Here is an 18,376-nt window from a genome sequence, read left to right as displayed (position 1 = left end):
TATTGAACACTATTTTAAGACACGATAATAATGCAGTAAAAAGAGACTACTTTTTAAAACCCTACAATATCGCTTTACAAAAACCACTCGCTCATCTCACCATATCCATAAACAAACGCGAGCTTACGCGCACGGGTCAGGCTTACATAAACTAAAGCACGCTCTTCATTTTCTTTCTGGCGTTTTGTCACAATATCAGCAGCACTGTTCATGACAAAGTCCAAAGGAACTAAACCTCGATTCACGGAGGAAATAAATACAGCATCAAACTCCAAACCTTTCACTCGATGCATTGTTGCTAAGTTTAAGGCTCCATCTGGAGTTACTGCACCACGACCATCAAGCTGATGACAAAGCTGCTGTTTGCCCTCCAAAATAGCCTTAATATCATTCAATTCACGGTGTGTACGAGCAATAACACAACAGGCTTCCGCTGTCAGTCCCTGTGTTGTAATCGCCGCTAAAATAGCATCCACCTGCTCATCAGCAGTATTGAAGCTGCAAACTTCAGGTGCAGGACCATGCATTAATGAATGATAAAACTGTTGGCTATCCTGACCGCCATCGAGATCATCAACTTCAACGTTTTCTAGGATACTAACGGCAAGTTTTCTCGTTTCATCCGTTGTACGGTAATTTACTTTTAAGCGAGATGAGCGACCACGAATATCAATGCCACATTGCCCCAACACTACTTTGTTCTTTCCATAAATACGCTGGTGACCATCACCGACAATAAATAAGTCATTTGGCCCCTTTGGTACCAATACACGGATTAACATGAACGCCTGAGTTCCCATATCTTGAGCCTCATCGACAATAACACTACAGAGTTTAGGTCGCAGCTCAGGCGTGCTTTCTATCAATTGGCGAGCATCACGGTAGGCATCGTCTGTTTCTTTAAGATGATTACTGGCTAGCAGATGTCGAAAACGTTCAAAAACCGGCCAAATATCGACTCGCTGTTGCCGATTTAATCGAGTCCCGCGCCCTATTCGAGAGGCTTTTTTATACTCATCAAGATTATTTACAGACTGAGGCTGAATCACTCGTGCCCACTCTTCTTGAAAAAAGGCCTGACTCAAATCAGAGCCAGCTGGTTTTTCCGAGTATGCAAGCTCCCAAAGTCGACGCTCTTCCTGAGTATCCATCAGTAAACCGTAATCATATCCCTGCTTTTTTAAGAAGCTCATCACCCACGCATCCAAATTCATAACTTCAATGCGTGACAACATAGACTGGGAGCAAATTTTGTTTAGGTTCTGTTTGATGTCAGTCGCTAAATTACGAGTAAAGGTCGTGAACAGTATTGTATCGCCATCTTGAGCGGCATGCTCAGCCAGCCATCGAGCTCTATGCATAGCAACCACTGTTTTACCTGTACCCGCACCACCAAGTACCCGCACTGCTCCATTTTTTTTGCCCTCAGCCAACCGACGTTGTGCTGGATGCAGAAACACTCTCCACTTTTCGATCGATTGATTAAGCACCTCCTGCAACGCCTGCTCATTATCAGCCACAGCAAAATGAGCCCGAGATTCAGGCCGAGCTAAGGCTGTACTAAAGTCATTGATATCAATATTTTCAGGGGTTGCAGGCACCACTTCATTGTAAGCTTCATCAAAAGATGCGCCTGCCATTAGCATAAACAACCCTTCATAAGCATCCGTCGGTATTTGTTCATTACTGCGAGCCGTTTCAAGATCAGCCTCTATCGTCATACTGCGCACGAGCGGCAATGCCTCCTCGGGTACGCCCAACTGTAACAATTGTCGATCACGAACAGCATCAAATAAACAAGAGGCAACAGGAGCCGCTCGGTGAGACGATGGCCCATGCTGTTCTCGCTCTTCAACTGTAAAGACCTGCAAAGAACCAGTATTAGGGTTAATCTCTACCTTGCGTTTAGCTGCCCAAGCATAAGCCTGCTCATGATGATCAACATATAACATTAAATAGAGATCTTCTTTTTCAGCAGCCGCTAGAATAATGCGTACATCTTGATTCGCCCTAATGGAACGCAGCTTACTATCTTTAAAAGCAGTCAGTTTTTCATAATGTAAACCTGAATGCTGAGGGTTCTGCTGAAATAGCATCACTGATTTATTAGCCTGGCTTTGCTCATTGGGCGTCAGCTTTAATAGGTTTTCAAAATACTTCTCAGAGAAGGCAACGCTTACCATATTAGGCTCCAGCATCCAGTTCATTAATAGCATCAACCAAGTCGGTCACTTTGGTACACACTCTCCAGCCACCAGCATCAAGTTGAGGTTTGATTGTCAGTTGGTCAGGTAACAAAAAAACAATATGTTCATGTTCAAAAACAATTTCCGCCTCACCAACAATCTCGTCATGAGTATCTACCACATCATCACCGATCACCGGTGTACTAGGCCAATCAACCGTATAAGTCATTAATTCACTTGAAAGCTCACTATCCAATAGCTCATACCAACTGGGCACATGCTCTTGTTGGCTTTGAGCGATCATTGTCAGCTTACTATCTGGCCATAACAAACCGGCAGCTGTGCCGTCGTTTTTCGACTCTGGTATCCAGGCATACACCACAGGTAAAAACTGTAACATGTTAACCGCGGTCCAAAACCGTTGCCATTGATACAGTGCAGCCTCGTTACTGCTGTTATTACGGTCATAACACAGCGTCACCATCGCTTGTTTTAAGTCGGCATCCTTAAAAAGTTCAGCAGCGGCGATCAATTCAAGCAATATAGCAGCTCCCCCCTTGTTATCCTGCAACTTAACACGACCAGCCAAAGCGACTAAATGGGGCTGTAGATCGGTAAAGGCCGCAGGTAAACCATCCAAATTTTCAAGCACTTGCTGTTTTATCTTGGCATCTGCCAATACTTTGTTTGGCATGCACTGCAATACGAACAACAACGCCTGCGATGCCAGTGCTTGCGGATCTTGTTCTGTCAAAAAGTACATCAGCAAATCAAAAGTGGTTTTATTCAAATGTTGCGCACTGTTCGCAATACCTGCCAACTTTGCGAACCCAGCAATCGCACCATGGTTTTGTTCCGACGATGTCATTCCTGCCGGTAAAGGCACCTCCATCGCCTTATCCCCCATGACACGATTAATGTCATACCAATTGAGCGTCCAAACAACGAACCCCGAATGCATTAAGCTCTGACGTTTAATTAAGTCTTTTCCACTTGTATCTACATGATAGCGATAACCATCTAGAAAAATAGCGACGGGTTTTGCCCCAGAACGTACCGGCCAAAGAACAAAATCTGGACGACTTGAAAACTGAACATTATCGGAGGCCCCTAAATCAACCTGCGGTTCCACCTCATAAGCTACATTACCGATGGTTAAGCGGTAACCATGCTTACCTCGCACCACATCTTGAGACACTCGAACCTTCTGGTTGGCCACGACATCCACCCCTGAATAACGAGCTAATGCCTCAGGAAACCTCGCCTCTAGTTCACTATCAACCCATGGATTTCCGCTTAGCGCGCTGAGAGACTCCTCATTTTTAATCCACTCATATCCACCGTTGACAATATCCTCCAGCATCTCTAACGCTAGTGACTTACGTGTGCTTTCCATACCATAAGCATTGCGATACTCCAATAAGCAGCGATAGCAACCATCCATCGTATTGTCATAGCAGTCACAGCCCTTCATCACTTCATAAGCCATACGAAAGACTGACTGCATATTTTCAGCACGACTAAGCAGTTCATGTAAATAACCTGTACCGCCAGGAACAGAGTCATAAAGCACAATAAAGTGACGGCGATCATCCGTTTCACCGATAGGCTCACTTTGATATGCCACCCGCAAGTGATCAACTTTGCCTCCAAAGCGTCGTTTTAATCCCAACTGTAGTGCAGCAACAAAAGAATTAACCTGCTCATCGGTACCTCCCGTTGATAACCTTGGCAACAGTATACGTAACGCCTCAGACGAAAATTGACGATAAAGGTACAGACAGTTTTCGAGCCCGGAGTCATCCTGCCCATTCGCCAATTTTTTCAGGCCGCGAGCGAAGCTACAACTTTTCAAATGATTCGCTTCAGCTTTACCTGACGCCGCCTTACGAGACTGTACCGAGCCGCACTCTCTACAAATAGGGAAACCCGTACGTTGTAATGACTCCCCTGCCACTTCAAACAACATTTCCTCCCGTTCTCGTCGGCCAAAATTCACCTCAAGAAAGTTCGCAGCACGAATGAATTCAAAACCAAAGGGCTTATCCTTGTCATTCAACACCCAAGTAATGTGTATATCATCTGGCTTAAAATCAATTAGCATCTGCTTATTGAAGAAAACGGGCTCACGGTCATCCGAACCGTCATCCAGCTGTGCATCTTTAGCATTAGTAAACGCGTACACCTGTGTCATCTTTAACATTTTGGTTCGGGCGCTTTCATCTCCCCATTGGTTGGTATGACAGCGGGGACACGTTTTGTCTGAGAAGCCAGCCATAGGATCATCAGCCGGTGCTGAATAATGACAACGAGGACAGAAGCGCCAATCTTGGATATTACGACCTTTTGCAGTTTCAACCCGTGAAATTTTCACTTTACGGTTGCCTGCATAAAAGACCGATTCAGGCGCCAACTCAGTTAGGGCCGCTTGAGCTGGGCGCTGATATTCATACTCTCGCTTAATAAACTCGCGCTCAGCACCATCAGCTGCAGTGACCTTTTCCGAGCGAAAGATCACCGAATGAAGTGTTGCCCCTTCTTCTGGGAACGCATAGTTAGGCAATAGCCCTTCATCGGTAAAAAAATTCAATGTTTCACGTTTATTCAGGCGAATACGTAAACTCCGGTAGCCTGCAACCTCTCTTTCTAGTTCAGCTACCTCTGCTTGAATATGCTCATCTTGCGGCAGTTTAAGCAGTTTTTCTAATTGACGATCGAGAACTTTAATCGTCTCCGACATCTGTTTACGCTCATCCGCAACCAACTTTAACCGTCCCAAAAAATACAACTGTAGATGATTATCTAAATGCTGAGGGCCTCCAAATAAATACTGCCGCAACAACTCAAGATCTTCATCAGCTAACTCTGTAGCAACATGTACTGCAAAGCCATCCCAGATTTCCTGCATATTGTGCTTAAGGAAGTTAAGCAGAGTATATGGGAAGCGGTCTTCTTGAGTTTTCTCTACGGCATCTAACACTGGCTGCATAGATGAGGGGATACGATTATCCCCTTTAGCTGTACGCGTCCAACAATCCATCGCATAAGCCAGCAGTTGGCGTCGCAACACATGTCTAGCCTTAAGAAAAACAGCCGGTGGCTCTACTGGAGTATCCAACATTCGGCTCGGGTCGGCATAAAAAACCAAATCATGGGGGCGACCATTCGCCACGGTAAGCACGAAAGAATTACCATCACGACGACCACCGCGCCCCACCCTCTGCAAATAATTGGCCTGTGCAGGCGGAACCGAACATAGCAGTACACTGGACAGACTGCCGATATCGATACCCATCTCTAACGTCGGCGTTGCCGACAGCAGGTTATATTCCCAAGGCTTCTCACCCTTGATAAAGCTATCTTCGACTCGAATTCGATCTTGGGCACCCAGAAGACCTGTATGCTCATGGGCAATAACACGATGAATTTCTCCTTTACGGAAAAGATTACGGTAAAGTGAATCACGAACAGGTACACGATCCTCATAACGTAAATCAAGGTCCGAAGCACTCAATAAAGGTAATCCCAACCAGCTATCCGCATGCGTTAACGGCAAATGCAAAGGTCGATAGCCGGGTGATTCTACAGCCGCGACTTTCGAGGTAATCGTGAGCTGCTGCGGATTTAACGCCCAAAGCGTCACACCTCGATCATTGATCTCTTCATTCAACAACCCCGTTTGCGATAGTGCTTCAAAGGCCTCTATTAACACTTCCTCTAGCTGCTTTTTATCAACCACTACATCTGGGTTTAAACAGGCCAGCCAGCGTTCATACCAAGATTGAGTTCCACTCGTGTGACTCAGCGCTTCATATCCTTCCCCTTTGACCATAGCTGGATATTTAGGCCGTGGAGAACTGGGGCCGAGAGGTGGCACGTAAGGCAAAAAACTCAATTGATAGGCCTTACCTGATTTTTCACGGTACCCTTGCAGATCATCGAGCCCAATAGCGCCTAGTGCTGAGAGATGCTGCACCAACCCTGTCATAAACCCCTTTGCAGTGAGCACCTCGATACGATAACCCAAGGAGTTATCCACACTTTCGGCCCAACTTGATGCAGCCTGTTCCACTAGGCTTTGAGGCCAATCCAGAGCGGCAAGACCCAGCCGGTTCAGTGAGCGTCCCACCTGAGAACGCCAGCCAAGATCTTCCAACGCCTGCCACAACATCCGTTGGCGAATCAATTTAAGTAGTGATGCAGGAGCTTTTACTTCACCCCACTGTTCGAAAGATTCAAAATCACTCCGATAACGTTTATCGGGAGGCATAAACTCACGAAGGTAATGCAGCAGACCCAAACGCCCTTGATGGGCACCATGATTCAACCAATACTGCTCAAACAGGTCAGGTAGCTGTAATAGTTCTATCGGCTGCTGCTGTGCTTCAAACAACTGAGTTAACGCCATACGGACATTATTTTGCCAAGTCCGTGCGGCAAAGAAGCCGGCACGATGGGTTGCATCCTGTACCGAATCACTAAAAGCCAACAGCTTACGATCATCATTATCACGACTACTAAACAGTTGATGTATAGCTACGGCACTCAAACTAGCGGCACGTGCACCGAATACAACTAACGCCGATTTAGCCGCACACCAAGGGCAGTCATGTTCGTGCACGATCCGATTAACATGCCCCTGCTTCACCTCTTTTAGTTGGTAGGGTTTGCTAACCCTAACGAATGCCTCACTACTTGCCTGACAGCCTTTGCATTCACCTAGATAATCAGCAGTGGCCGTCTTGCCGCACTGTCGACAGACTTTAAAGTGCTCCAATACTTTTCCTGCTGGTGACTGCTGCATCCCCTCCTGCCAAGGCAGCAACAATGACGTTTCTGCATGATTGCCAAAAAACGCAGGATAGATCTGCCCTAAGTCGGTTTCAATCACTTGATCCGTTACATGGCTTTGCTCCATCCGAGTCAGCCAAGCAGTGCCATGACACTCTCGACATTGCACTAGAGGTAAGCGAATCTGTTGCTGATCTTTAGGCGCCTGATCATCGCCAAACGATAGTAAAGGCGGTAAATGAATAGCATGAGCAGTATCGTCGCTAGCATCCACATCATCGAGCGATAAGCTAGGTTCACGCAGAGTACCCACAATACGACGTAACTCTCGAGACCATAGTTGCAACCGTAACTGAACAAAAGGCTGTCCTACCTCATCACGTGCATGGGCCATCAAGGACAAAAGTGCAACGAGAACCTGTTCCGGTTGGCGTTCAAAACGTTTCGGGATTTGACCTGCTAGTCGCTGTGCAAGTTCTTTAAACGTTGGCGTGCCCTGCCCTAATTTCAGTTGCCTTAATAGATTAGCCAACTGTCCATGCTGTTTAAGTTCAGAGCCTAACAACCTACGGCCAGCAGCCGTATGTAATGGCTCTATAGCCTCTTTACTAAAAAAGAGCGCATAAGCTTGCTCTAAATAAACATCCAATCCTTGTTGCAAAGCCTGATTCAGCTCTTGCGTACCGATTTGCTGATTCAAATTAAGAAAGGCAATGTTATCGAGAAACTCAGTATCCGTTTCACGTTGCTCCATGATCACTGAATCTGTCCGAAAGGGGCTCGAGAAAATATCCGAGGCATAGCCTAATAACCCTTTAACACTGTCATCTCCCCCCAAAGTAGCAGAGGTACCTGCACAGATAAGTTGATCAGCAGACATATCAAAACGAGCGCGCAAGCGACGGATTAATAACGAAAGATCTGTTCCCTGAGCCCCATCGAAAGTATGTAATTCATCAACGACTAGATAACGTAATGTGTCGGGTCCATTATGTGCCCATAGCTTCTGATCCTGAGGGCGCATCAATAGGTAATCGAGCATCTTGTAGTTTGTGAGCAGTATGTCAGGTGGATTCTTACGTAAAGTTTCCTTATCGGTAATCACCTGCTCGGCACTCATCACTTTACTACCGTGACCATCACCACCCACAAACAATCCTACGCGCAACCCTTTTAGAGAAGGCTGCCCATGAATAATCTCAGCAAAGCGCTTCGCTTGATCGGTCGCCAACGCATTCATGGGATAAATAACAATAGCTTTGATGCCTGATCCTGCAATTCTTTGGCAATGATCTAATACCGGATAAAGAAAACACTCAGTCTTACCCGATCCCGTGCCTGTAGCCACCAAGGTGTTTGCTGCTTGTCGATCAGAAGCTAAGCGCTGCCATGCCTGTTCCTGATGGACAAACGGAGGATATTCAGTCTCGATATTGGCGAAGAAGTTTCGCCCTGCTGTACCAGTAATAAAAGGCAGACCAATGGACACATAAGGTCCCTTAATAAACGCCTCTCCATCTTGCTGCTCTTGTACCAAACGACCAAACTCCCCTTTAAAAGGAGCAGTTTCCGTTTCATAACCGGTAACAATAAACTCTTTCAGTGCGGCGGATACTTCACTGGCTAATAGGCCTGGAATCATTTGAGATCCTTCTACAAACTGATTGTTAAAAATTAATACATCTAAATACGACAATAAATACCGTCATTGCCTTCAAGCTGTTTACAAAACCTTCATCAAACCCAACCTAGTTCCCCAAGTTATTACATATTTCCTATCTCAAATATGCTGTTAACTATACTCGGTAGTCCCTTTCGATTAAAAAATCATCTATCAAAGACCTACATTAACTTAAGAGCACATTAAAGATGCATTAAAGTTATTCCTTTTTTTTCAACTTCGCCATAGTTTGCTCTAAAGATCGGCTCTGCAAGCTGCCATTCGATAGTCCAACTTTATCCTGTAATACTGTTCGCGACTCTATAAGATGAGTCCGATTTCTTGCAAAACGAACAAGCTTTTCTAGCAACTGAACCGTGTCGGCTTTTCCTTGCGCTCGCCATCGAGTAATCGACCCAGCATCAAAACCCAATGTATCCCTAATACCTTTCTCTGCTATCTTCTTTGACGGTCTCAATTCAATAATATTTTCATTAGGAAAATCATCTATATTCCAGAGTGAACCATTCTCCAAATGAGAAACTAAAATCACATCCAAACCTTGATCAAGTAACGGTGTTATCGGTGTATTACCTTGTGCTTTTTTATAATTACCTTGTCCACCATCAGAATACAGCCTACCTCCGACCTTACGAGGTGAGAACAAAACGGGAATAGCAGCAGAAGCCAAAAGGGCTTCTTTTTGTTCCTCAAAACTCAGAGACTGAACATGCTTGAATACTGAATTTTGGGTGTCAAATCGTTTCATCACCTCGCCCGTTATAAATTCTTTTATCGCGTGCAAGCGACCACGATAAGGGTATAACGCAACATAAAGAGGGGTTCCTTGGGAAAGTTCTTGAGGATTTATATAGTGGTTAAGAACATCAGTCAGAGGTGATGTATCCACAAAACCAATATCAGCTTTACTTCCCTCGGCCCATCCAGCTAAAAGACCAAGACCTAACTGTCCCACCCCTGTAAGCCCTGCGGCAGCCAGCATAGTTAAATATCGAGGGTAAAGCTCCGAGTTTATTTTTAGTATATCTTTAGTAGCGATGAGGTCCCAAACTATCGCCAAACGTTCTGCTGCTATAGCAATATTTCCCGAAGCAGAAACAAGGGCTCCGTTCAAAGCACCGATGCTCGCCCCTGAAATCATTGTCACTTCAAGATTGTATTCAGCAAATGCTTCAATGATACCCGCTTGATAAGCTCCTTTAGCCCCACCACCAGAAAGAACTAATCCAACTTTCATGCCGTTACTCTCGTTACAAAAAATTCGCCAACAAGCGCTCGACCTAATCGTTCAGCGCTCATGAGATGTGGCACCGTCAAAATCTGCTGACTATCTGTAAACTGACCACACATCAAAGTAACAAAAGGAGCGCTATCTTCAACAGCCCAGTCTGACAGTAAATTAATACTCTGAATAACACTTGGCATAGCCATTACAGAACCTGAAGGTTCCTCCATCCAAACATCCCTAGATATTCTAGTTCTAGCCTCAACCTGCAGGTCATTGGCAAAGCAAGCAACCACTTGATCATGCAAATATTGGATCAGTTTATCTGCTTCCCCTCCTGGATACTGTTGTATATAAAAGCCCAGATCTCCCCACCACAACTGATCAAGCACGCTATATCCACGTAAACTGCATGGCAAAGTATTCAGTGCATTAGATTTCCAGCGATGAATCACCATATCCAACTGTTGATGAGCTTTCATACGACTATCCATTTCCTCAACAGCATCTTTCAATAAGCTATAACGTAAATTTAATGTATCCTCCAGTTCAGCAAACTTGCTTCTCAAGTCAATGACTTCATTCGCGATGGCTTCAGTGTGTGACTGAAGATTCTTCAGTTCATCAAGCACCATACACAGAACGCGACTATTCAGGGCTACAGAACCCATCACATCAGTTAACTGGTCTAAAGTATCTTCAACTACATCTACCAACTGTTTATTAATGTAGTCTTGTCGGCGACGCGTTTCTCCCGTAAAAAAACTCACGACCTCATTAATGAAACCCTGTTTTTCCTGCTGTACCCGACTTTGCTCCTTAACATTATTCAGTCGACCAATTAGCCTAACTGCGCATTTATCCTTTAACGCAGGAAATAGTTCGATTGCTGTAGCGACCCCCTTGGTCATACAGACTTCTCCTCAAGATTCTGAAGGGCATCCCCCTTTAACTCCTCAGAATCTTCTATTATACCTGGTACATTCTTAGCAATAGCTTTGAGTCCACTCAGTAACTCGTCCTGTTCACTTTGACTCTTTTCTTTATCATGAATTCCCTGAAGGAGATCACCTCTTACTACTTCGACCTTTTTCTCAAGCTCATCAAAGAAACTACCCAGTACCGCTCTCACCGGTTCTTCAACCTCTTTCTCTATTTCATAACGCCAATTATTACCCTGCTTTTTAATAGTCTTCTGAGTTTGTGTGTTAAGGTCATCCAAAGAAACCTTGTAGACGTCGATAACTTCTTTAACTTCATCGTATCCCCAATCAGCACCAAAAAAATCACCAAAGAATCGTTTCACTCCTCCAAAAGCACTACCTTGCTCCTTAAGACGGGTAACTGTCTTAGTATCTTCACGAATACCACTGCCCATTGAAAAAATGGCTAGCCCCAAAGATTTAGCCTGGACATCTGACGGTATTTTCAAGGAAATATCGAAACCTTCCCGACCAAGGCGGTCGCTCACTTCATTTAATATTTCACCTGCTTGTACTACGATTTCAGACTTAAGTTCGTGCTCAAAGCGCCCTAATGCGTTATCAACAGCAACTGACATATTTTCATTAAGCTTCAAGGTTGGTGGCTGTAATGCCTTTTCAAAATTCGACACGAATTTCTTCGCTTCCTCCCTAGTTGGGAACTCAATTTTTCTTTTTCCTATATCAAGTTTTTCCTTATTACTTCCATTACTTCCATTACTTTGCTTTATTCTTTCATTGTTTTTAAGATTGCGCATAGGCTCAAAAAGTTCAGCCATCCCAAGTGTTCTTTTTACTTGGCTATGAGTACTGTTTTTCCCAGCTTTTGCACGTTTAGCAGCGGAGGCACTATCTGTCTTTTCCTTTTCCTTCTTGTGCTCTATAACACCATCAGTAAATAGCTGATTTACTATTTTAGTAGCCTCTCTGATAGCCTCAGTTAAACAAGTTTCAATATAAGCCTTAAGGTTATTAAAAAGTTCAGTTGATTGTTTTTCTTTGCTTTCTCTCAATGCAGAAATACGATCAACATCTGACTTTAAAGCAGCTATACACTCCTGAAGTTCGAGAGTTGTCTTCTGTAATGCAGTTTCGCGGCCATTGACGAAGTTAGATATCCTTTCCGATAAGAAGACTAACTTGGATGCGGTTGAGTCAAGGGCATAATAGGCGGCACTCTGATGTGCAGCATGTACTACCTTTTCCAATGGCAATTCGAAACCTGAATCTATCCAATAACTTCTAGCTTCCTTTAGAACCTCGTCAATATTATTGAGATTAGTTTGCCAATTACGACCAAAACAATCCCTGGCAAACTCCTCGACCCAAGGATACTCATCAGGATCAGGTAATGTTCCGTTGTCACGAATAAACTTCTGAATCACCTCGCCCAAGAACGCTTGCTGAGCAGAGACAGCAAAAACACTGTCCTCTGGAATTGAGCCTGCTAATAGATTATTAACCATTTTTTTTACGCCCTCTTCATCCGGATCGTTGTAGGAGCGTTGATCAAACTTATTTACGAAGGCGTACATCCGCCCCTTTGCCATGTCAGCGATAGCATTGACTTCATTACGTAGATCCTCATCACTTTCAGACTTTAGTTGGGTATAGTTCAATACTGCAATAACAGCAGAAGCTTTACGTAATTGATCGCGCATCATAGCTTTAAGGTGTTGCTGACCGGCCTCATTTGGTCCTGGGGTATCAAGAAGGGTTAGATTACCTAGACCACTTTCCTTTTCGGACAAAGAGGTAAACTCTACTTCAATAACCGGCAACTCATGCATCTCATCGTAATCAGAAAATGGGAACTCCTGCCCAAGTTCACGACAAATTCGGACCAAGTCATTAACCATTTTAAGAAGTTCAAAAATACCTTCTCGACCTTGGTAATTCGTTTTAACTTTCTCCCTACTTTTAACAAAATCGATGACATCGGCCATATCAGTAGACTCTTCATAGAGCCGCGCCACAACATCTGGTTTATTTCCAAAAACATCGAATAATGCCATACAAAGATCATTAATCGGCGCATTATTCTTGAAACTGACCGTAGGTGTAATATTGCCTTTAGTATGACGAATCAGTGTGGGTATAGAGGTCATCGGACCATTGCGGTTAGGTAAAATCTCATTACCAACTATCGCATTAATTGTCGTGGACTTCCCTGCTTTCATTGTGCCAACAACAGCAACTACCATGTCCATCGTTTCGAGTTTATGACGCTCTCCAGATAGAACCTCTAGACCTTGCAGAATTGATTTAGAATCGAATGTTTGTACCGAATGACGCTCCCCCGAAACCAACCCTGGAGTATCTCTGATACTTGTTAGTAAGCGGCTTTCCAACTCAATCAGTCTGGAAGCTTCATTTTTTAGAATTTCTAGATTTTTTGTATGCATTTCTGCTTGTCCTTGTAACGGGTTAATCCTATTAGTTTAGGGATGTTATTTACGTCATTACCGCTTATCCCTAAATTTGCGTAAAGCATCTTCTAGCGTTACGGCTTTCCAACCCATGCCAAATAAAAGTGTTTTCACATTATCATCCCCCACCACGGCAAATTTGGCATCAGGCCAAGCGATTTCGATTTCGGCCACCACTTCACCATGAGCGCCCGCAAGTTCATACCCAATTTCGGGCCTGGCAGCACCATCTTTTTGATATAGACGCAAAAGACCACTATAAGGTGGGTCAATTAACTCAAACAGATCAGACCACTGCGCTTTACTACCAATAATCCCCTGTGATCGTCTTAACCTTTGTAGCAGCGCCATATCTTTAGCTTTAATAAACATATGATCATGTAGCGGCTGCTTTCGATGGCAATCGGCACAAACCGCCATCAGGTTGCTGCTTTGGTTATTACGTTTAACACCATCAATATGATGGGTATGCAGTAAATTTTTATGCGCATTAAGATCAACATGGCAGCTTTCACATTGAAAATTTTTACTCGCTCGATACTTATCCGAGATCAATTTCCAATCGTCGGTATAGCCACTCTTTTTTTCAATAAACGATGTTGGAAGATAACGAAAGAGCGTACTGCTTTCAGCAAAAAAACCTTTTAAATTAAAGTTCTTACGTATCTCTAACTGACGTCTAGGCTCTGTCATATAGCCTTTATAATTGAGATGCTTCAAGCAATTAATGCACACTTGCAATCGAGCAGTACTCTCAACTTTCTTACCCTGTTCCGCCGAATAGCCAAAGACATCAAAATCACCAGTCACATTAACCACCGCACGGTAGCGTTGAAAACGGTTTTTCTGGCGCATTTGCTCTAAAGTCATACAGTCAGCAATATGAACTCGCCGACCATCGCTACCCTTGTGCAGCACACGATCTACATTTTTTCCATGATCTGGTATATACAGAACAACTTGTGCTCCGTGACAACTCAACAAGCCGCCAGCGGTATCCACTTCATCAATGGTGACATCAACCCCGCCCGTCGATGTTACAATCGGTGGCAAAGGCTCCTGAATCACGCTATCCAGTGTATATTCACGTTTTGAAGCCCCCATCCGGCTAACTTGCCGCCAAATGGCATCAACGGGAAAATGCAGCCTCATCCATCAATCTCCAAAATCTGTTTGATGCGAATATCCGCATTGGAGATCACTCTAAATGTCACACGGCGGCTTTTACCGAAATCTTCATTGTTATACTCATCAAGCACCGGTTTGGATGAAGAGAAACCGACGGCGGCAATATGCGATTTAATCCAGCCTTGGTAAGGAGTCACCTCCGCTAAGCTGTAAACATATTCCAACACACTGCGTGTGCGCCCTTGCGACAGCTGCATATTAAGAAAATAAGCCTCAGTCGGTGTTGTCGTATTATTCCACCGGCTACTGGTGTGCCCTTCTATACGGACTTCGTTAATGGAGTCACGATACTGATCCAAGACATCCATATACCTTGGAAAAAAATCAGCTAGCAACTCGCGATACTCATCTTTCAACTCCTGTTTACCTTGTGCAAAGAGCACCTCTGGAGAGTTAAAGGTGAAAGTCAAAGTATCCTTATCAATCTCCGCATCCCACTTTTGAAGGTCAGCAGAGAATTCACTCACCAAGGCATTATAGATATCAACCTGAGTCTCCTGATAAGCGACAGCTACCTCCTTGATACGATCTCGTTGATATTCGGCTCTGCGACTCTCTTCCAATGCATCGCGCATTAGTGCAATGGCGATAAACAGAAACACCACCATTAGCCCCGCCATCAAATCAGAGACGGACAGCCAATGGGTTTCTTCCTGCTCTGACGCACGTGATTTCAAGAAATCAGCCATGTTATTTCCTTATTCAACTGAAGTACGAATCACACGATCCATCTGATTCACCAGAGCTTGATAATCGTCGGTAAATTTACCAGTGATAGACACCAGTGCAGCCCCCATCTGCTCCATCGCTCGATTAATTTCAGACTGTAACGCCTGATCAAGGATCTCAACACCGCCTTCCACAGACTCTGCACTCTTACGCATCGCCTCTTCCATTGATTCCTTAAGGCCCGCAATCAGTCCTTGAACCTGGGTAGACTGTTGATCAGCCATCTGTTCGAGACTATTTGTCAGTTGATTGCGCATTGACTCTAAACCAGATTCAAATAATTGACGGCTAGTGGCCGCCTCTTCAACAACCGCTTTCCCGGATTCTCGCAACGCATCACTGATCGATTTATTTTGCTCATTCATATCGGCGGCAAGGGTTCGGAAAGTGCTGTTCAACTCCTCACTGAGATCTTTTAGCAATACACCTGTCTCTTCGGTACTTTTCTGTATGACATCCGACGCACCGACCAACGACTGGTTGGCACTAAACGCACTTTCTTGAAACTCAGTGGCACTCTGAGAGATAGATGTCTGCAATGTTTCACTAACCTTTCCTATTCCCTCAACGAGCTGTTTAGAAGCATCATTAACACTTTCAACCGTTAAACCAATCTGCTCTTTCAGCTGTGGTACGGCTTCAACAGCCTTATCGCGAACATCTTGGAAAGCTTCTAAGTGACGGCCCAACTCATCAATCTGATGCTGATTAACCGTCATCACATCGCCCAACTTGTTCATCGACTCTGGAATTTGATGGGTATGTTCCTGAATTTTAGACACCGCCATCTGAGTTTCTGTAATCGCCGTCACGCCCTGAGCATATTGCTGTGTCATATCGTCGATTTGGCCTTTATAGTTATCCTGCCATTGGACCAGCTTCTCAACCGCTTTATTGAGTTCCTTAAAGTTCTCACCAAACTGCTCAGTTAAGTTGTTATTGAAATCGGTAATCACCTGCCGAAGTGCATCAATCACCGCTTCGGTGGCCGATTTAGAAAGCATATCGGCGAAGTCCTGCAACTTGATCCAAAGCTTCTCCTGAAACTCTTCAAACTCTCTGCGTGACTGTTTTTGAGCATCATTCATATCGGAGCGCAACAACTTAAGCTGACCGGTAAGGCTTGACTCATCGCCACTGCCAATCGCTTGGTTTAGGGTACTTATGCCATCCCGCTGTTCCTGCAACACGCGATATAAGTCCGCTGCTCCAATTTGGTCTTCATCGATCGCTTTACTATCAACGACATAAAGAATACCGATAGAGACTAATACCTTATATAAAATCGAGAGGAACATACCGACAAGGCTAGTGATAAACGCTGTTTTCATCCCTCCCAGCAGCCCCTCGATACTGCTATCAATATTTGTCACATCGAATGCAAGCAAACCTGAAACAATGCCAAAAAAGGTGCCCAAAATACCCAGAGTTGTCAGCAGCGTCGGCGCATACTGAGTAAAAGCATGCAGCTTATTGGTTCTTTTCAATAAACACGCCAATAAAAAAACAAACAACAACAACGCAATAAAACCATCAGTTACCATACCAATTTCAACTGAGGCTACAGCGTTCTCCAAAGGAGCTGAGAACATAGGTATACCACCTTTAAAAAACAAAAATTCAACATAAAACTCGCCGTAGCAAGCATCCAGGTATTTTTCTAAAACACTCAGCGGCGAGATCTCAGTGCAAGGACAATTGGCCTCTCAATAGCGTTTGAGTTAATGCTCACGGCCAACTTATCCAAGCGAGAAAACCAATCAGTAGGCCTCTCATCAAGAGGGGATTTCTAAGTTCAAGGCCTGTATTCATACCTAGTGAGTTATAGCTAACCATGGCGGCTCAAAATACATCCTATCGACTTCATCTTCGCGATGATTAAAGATGATCATATAAACCGATTTTGTAGTGACGGAATATCAAGATCACTGTCGTCAGCAAAGCTATAAGAAAAATCCTCTGACTCTTCGTCTAAAATACGGTCACTGGTATAACCGCGTATCCAAATCTTGTAATCATCAGCCGTCAGCGCGAATCCTTTATTACGCTCACTACCAGACAAACGATCAGGGTAGGCCCAGCCTCGTTTTTGAAGTTCAGTAACCGTAACAATCAGGTGAGCCAAGGCATCCTGCTCCGGAGCGATGACTTCATGAATATAGGGAAAAAATTGTTCATCAGCATCGGAGGCTCGCCAACCTTTAAGCTCTTTTACTTCACTGAAGCTGGCATAGGGATGTGAATGAAAGGTGCCTACCAACTCGATGTTTGGCCAATATGATTGAAAGAATTTTTTCTTCGCAGCAAGAGATTCAAAGTTCGGACTCACCCATTCCTTATGACGTGTCGCTGAAGTTTCAACTGTGCACATGGTTGCAATCACCTTAGCAGGACTATCCAATTTTTCTGGAATGACATAGCCCCACAAAAGACCAAACGTTTCTAAATTTTTATATGATTTCCCACCTTTACTCACCTTATGCTCGAAAGAGTAGGCTTCCAAGGCACTGGTAAAGAGCTGCGGCACAACGTGGTCTTCAATAAACACGACCTTCTTCATTTAAAATATCCTTATCTGTTTATAAACCCTAACGGGGTCTAACCATGTACTTTTTACGATATCGAAACCATTATTTCGCAAACACTTCCCACGCTATCCGATAGTCTTCTTCTCTGTCGGGTTTGAAGAACGGGGCTTGGTATTCCACTGTACGTTCAACCGGGCCTTCAGGTGCGCCGTTGGCAGGCGGCAGGGTGTCATCCATATACGTTTTACTGACACAACCGTGCTGCAAATGCTGTATATCCTCCCAACCGAGGGCAATACCCTTTTCTTGACGGGTTGGACTGTCAATAGCGTAGTGAATGTCCGCCTTCAAATCCGCCGGGCGGGCTTTGCGGGGCAAGCCGACGCCGGTGAGACCCTTGCTGGGGGTGAATACGATGCGGCCGTTCTGGTCGTAGAAGGTTTCGGCTTCGTACTGGCGCATGACGGGGAACTGGACGCGGTAGATGGTGAGCAACTCTTCCAGGGTGAGGCCCAGGGCCTGGGCCACCAGAACGTCGATCTCCACCAGGGCCTGGCGGCGGGCGTAGTCGCTGCGCAGAGCGTTGTGGCGCTGCCAGTGGGGCGTCAGTTTGGCGAAGAAATCCGGCGGCAGAGC

At 44.7% G+C, this 18,376-nt stretch carries 10 protein-coding genes; all 10 read right to left on the bottom strand.

What is annotated here, in order from left to right; genetic code table 11:
• Positions 1-74: 74 nt before the first annotated feature.
• Positions 75-2,183, bottom strand: coding sequence for a UvrD-helicase domain-containing protein (locus KO512_RS01060; RefSeq protein WP_215950482.1), 2,109 nt, complete (start codon positions 2,181-2,183; stop codon positions 75-77).
• Between the two features lies 1 nt (position 2,184).
• Positions 2,185-8,619, bottom strand: a complete 6,435-nt coding sequence (locus KO512_RS01055) for a DEAD/DEAH box helicase (RefSeq protein ID WP_215950481.1) — start codon at positions 8,617-8,619, stop codon at positions 2,185-2,187.
• Between the two features lie 238 nt (positions 8,620-8,857).
• Entirely contained in the window at positions 8,858-9,895 is a 1,038-nt protein-coding gene (locus KO512_RS01050) for a patatin-like phospholipase family protein (protein WP_215950480.1), read from the bottom strand.
• Positions 9,892-10,794 carry a YjcZ-like family protein gene (locus KO512_RS01045; protein WP_215950479.1) on the bottom strand — a complete coding sequence of 301 codons (903 nt, stop codon included), beginning with the start codon at positions 10,792-10,794 and terminating at the stop codon, positions 9,892-9,894. Before KO512_RS01045 ends, KO512_RS01050 begins: the two co-directional genes overlap by 4 nt.
• Entirely contained in the window at positions 10,791-13,271 is a 2,481-nt protein-coding gene (locus tag KO512_RS01040) for a dynamin family protein (RefSeq protein WP_215950478.1), read from the bottom strand. The genes KO512_RS01045 and KO512_RS01040 overlap by 4 nt, the downstream gene beginning before the upstream one ends.
• Before the next feature lie 57 nt (positions 13,272-13,328).
• Positions 13,329-14,447 carry an HNH endonuclease gene (locus KO512_RS01035; RefSeq protein WP_215950477.1) on the bottom strand — a complete coding sequence of 373 codons (1,119 nt, stop codon included), beginning with the start codon at positions 14,445-14,447 and terminating at the stop codon, positions 13,329-13,331.
• Complete coding sequence (locus KO512_RS01030) at positions 14,444-15,172, bottom strand: OmpA family protein (protein WP_215950476.1); 729 nt, start codon at positions 15,170-15,172, stop codon at positions 14,444-14,446. The genes KO512_RS01035 and KO512_RS01030 overlap by 4 nt, the downstream gene beginning before the upstream one ends.
• 9 nt (positions 15,173-15,181) lie before the next feature.
• On the bottom strand, positions 15,182-16,804 hold the full coding sequence (locus KO512_RS01025; RefSeq protein WP_215950475.1) for a MotA/TolQ/ExbB proton channel family protein: 1,623 nt from the start codon (positions 16,802-16,804) through the stop codon (positions 15,182-15,184).
• A 296-nt stretch (positions 16,805-17,100) separates the two neighbouring features.
• Complete coding sequence (locus KO512_RS01020; RefSeq protein WP_215950474.1) at positions 17,101-17,772, bottom strand: hypothetical protein; 672 nt, start codon at positions 17,770-17,772, stop codon at positions 17,101-17,103.
• A 70-nt stretch (positions 17,773-17,842) separates the two neighbouring features.
• Positions 17,843-18,376, bottom strand: a 534-nt coding sequence (locus KO512_RS01015; protein WP_436792253.1) for a hypothetical protein, incomplete at its 5' end; no start/stop codon positions are given.

This window comes from Amphritea atlantica (genome assembly GCF_018860855.1).
Taxonomy (GTDB): Bacteria; Pseudomonadota; Gammaproteobacteria; order Pseudomonadales; family Balneatricaceae; genus Amphritea; species Amphritea atlantica_A.
The sequence above is the reverse complement of the archived record's forward strand: the minus strand, read 5'-3'. Positions and strand labels throughout refer to the sequence as shown.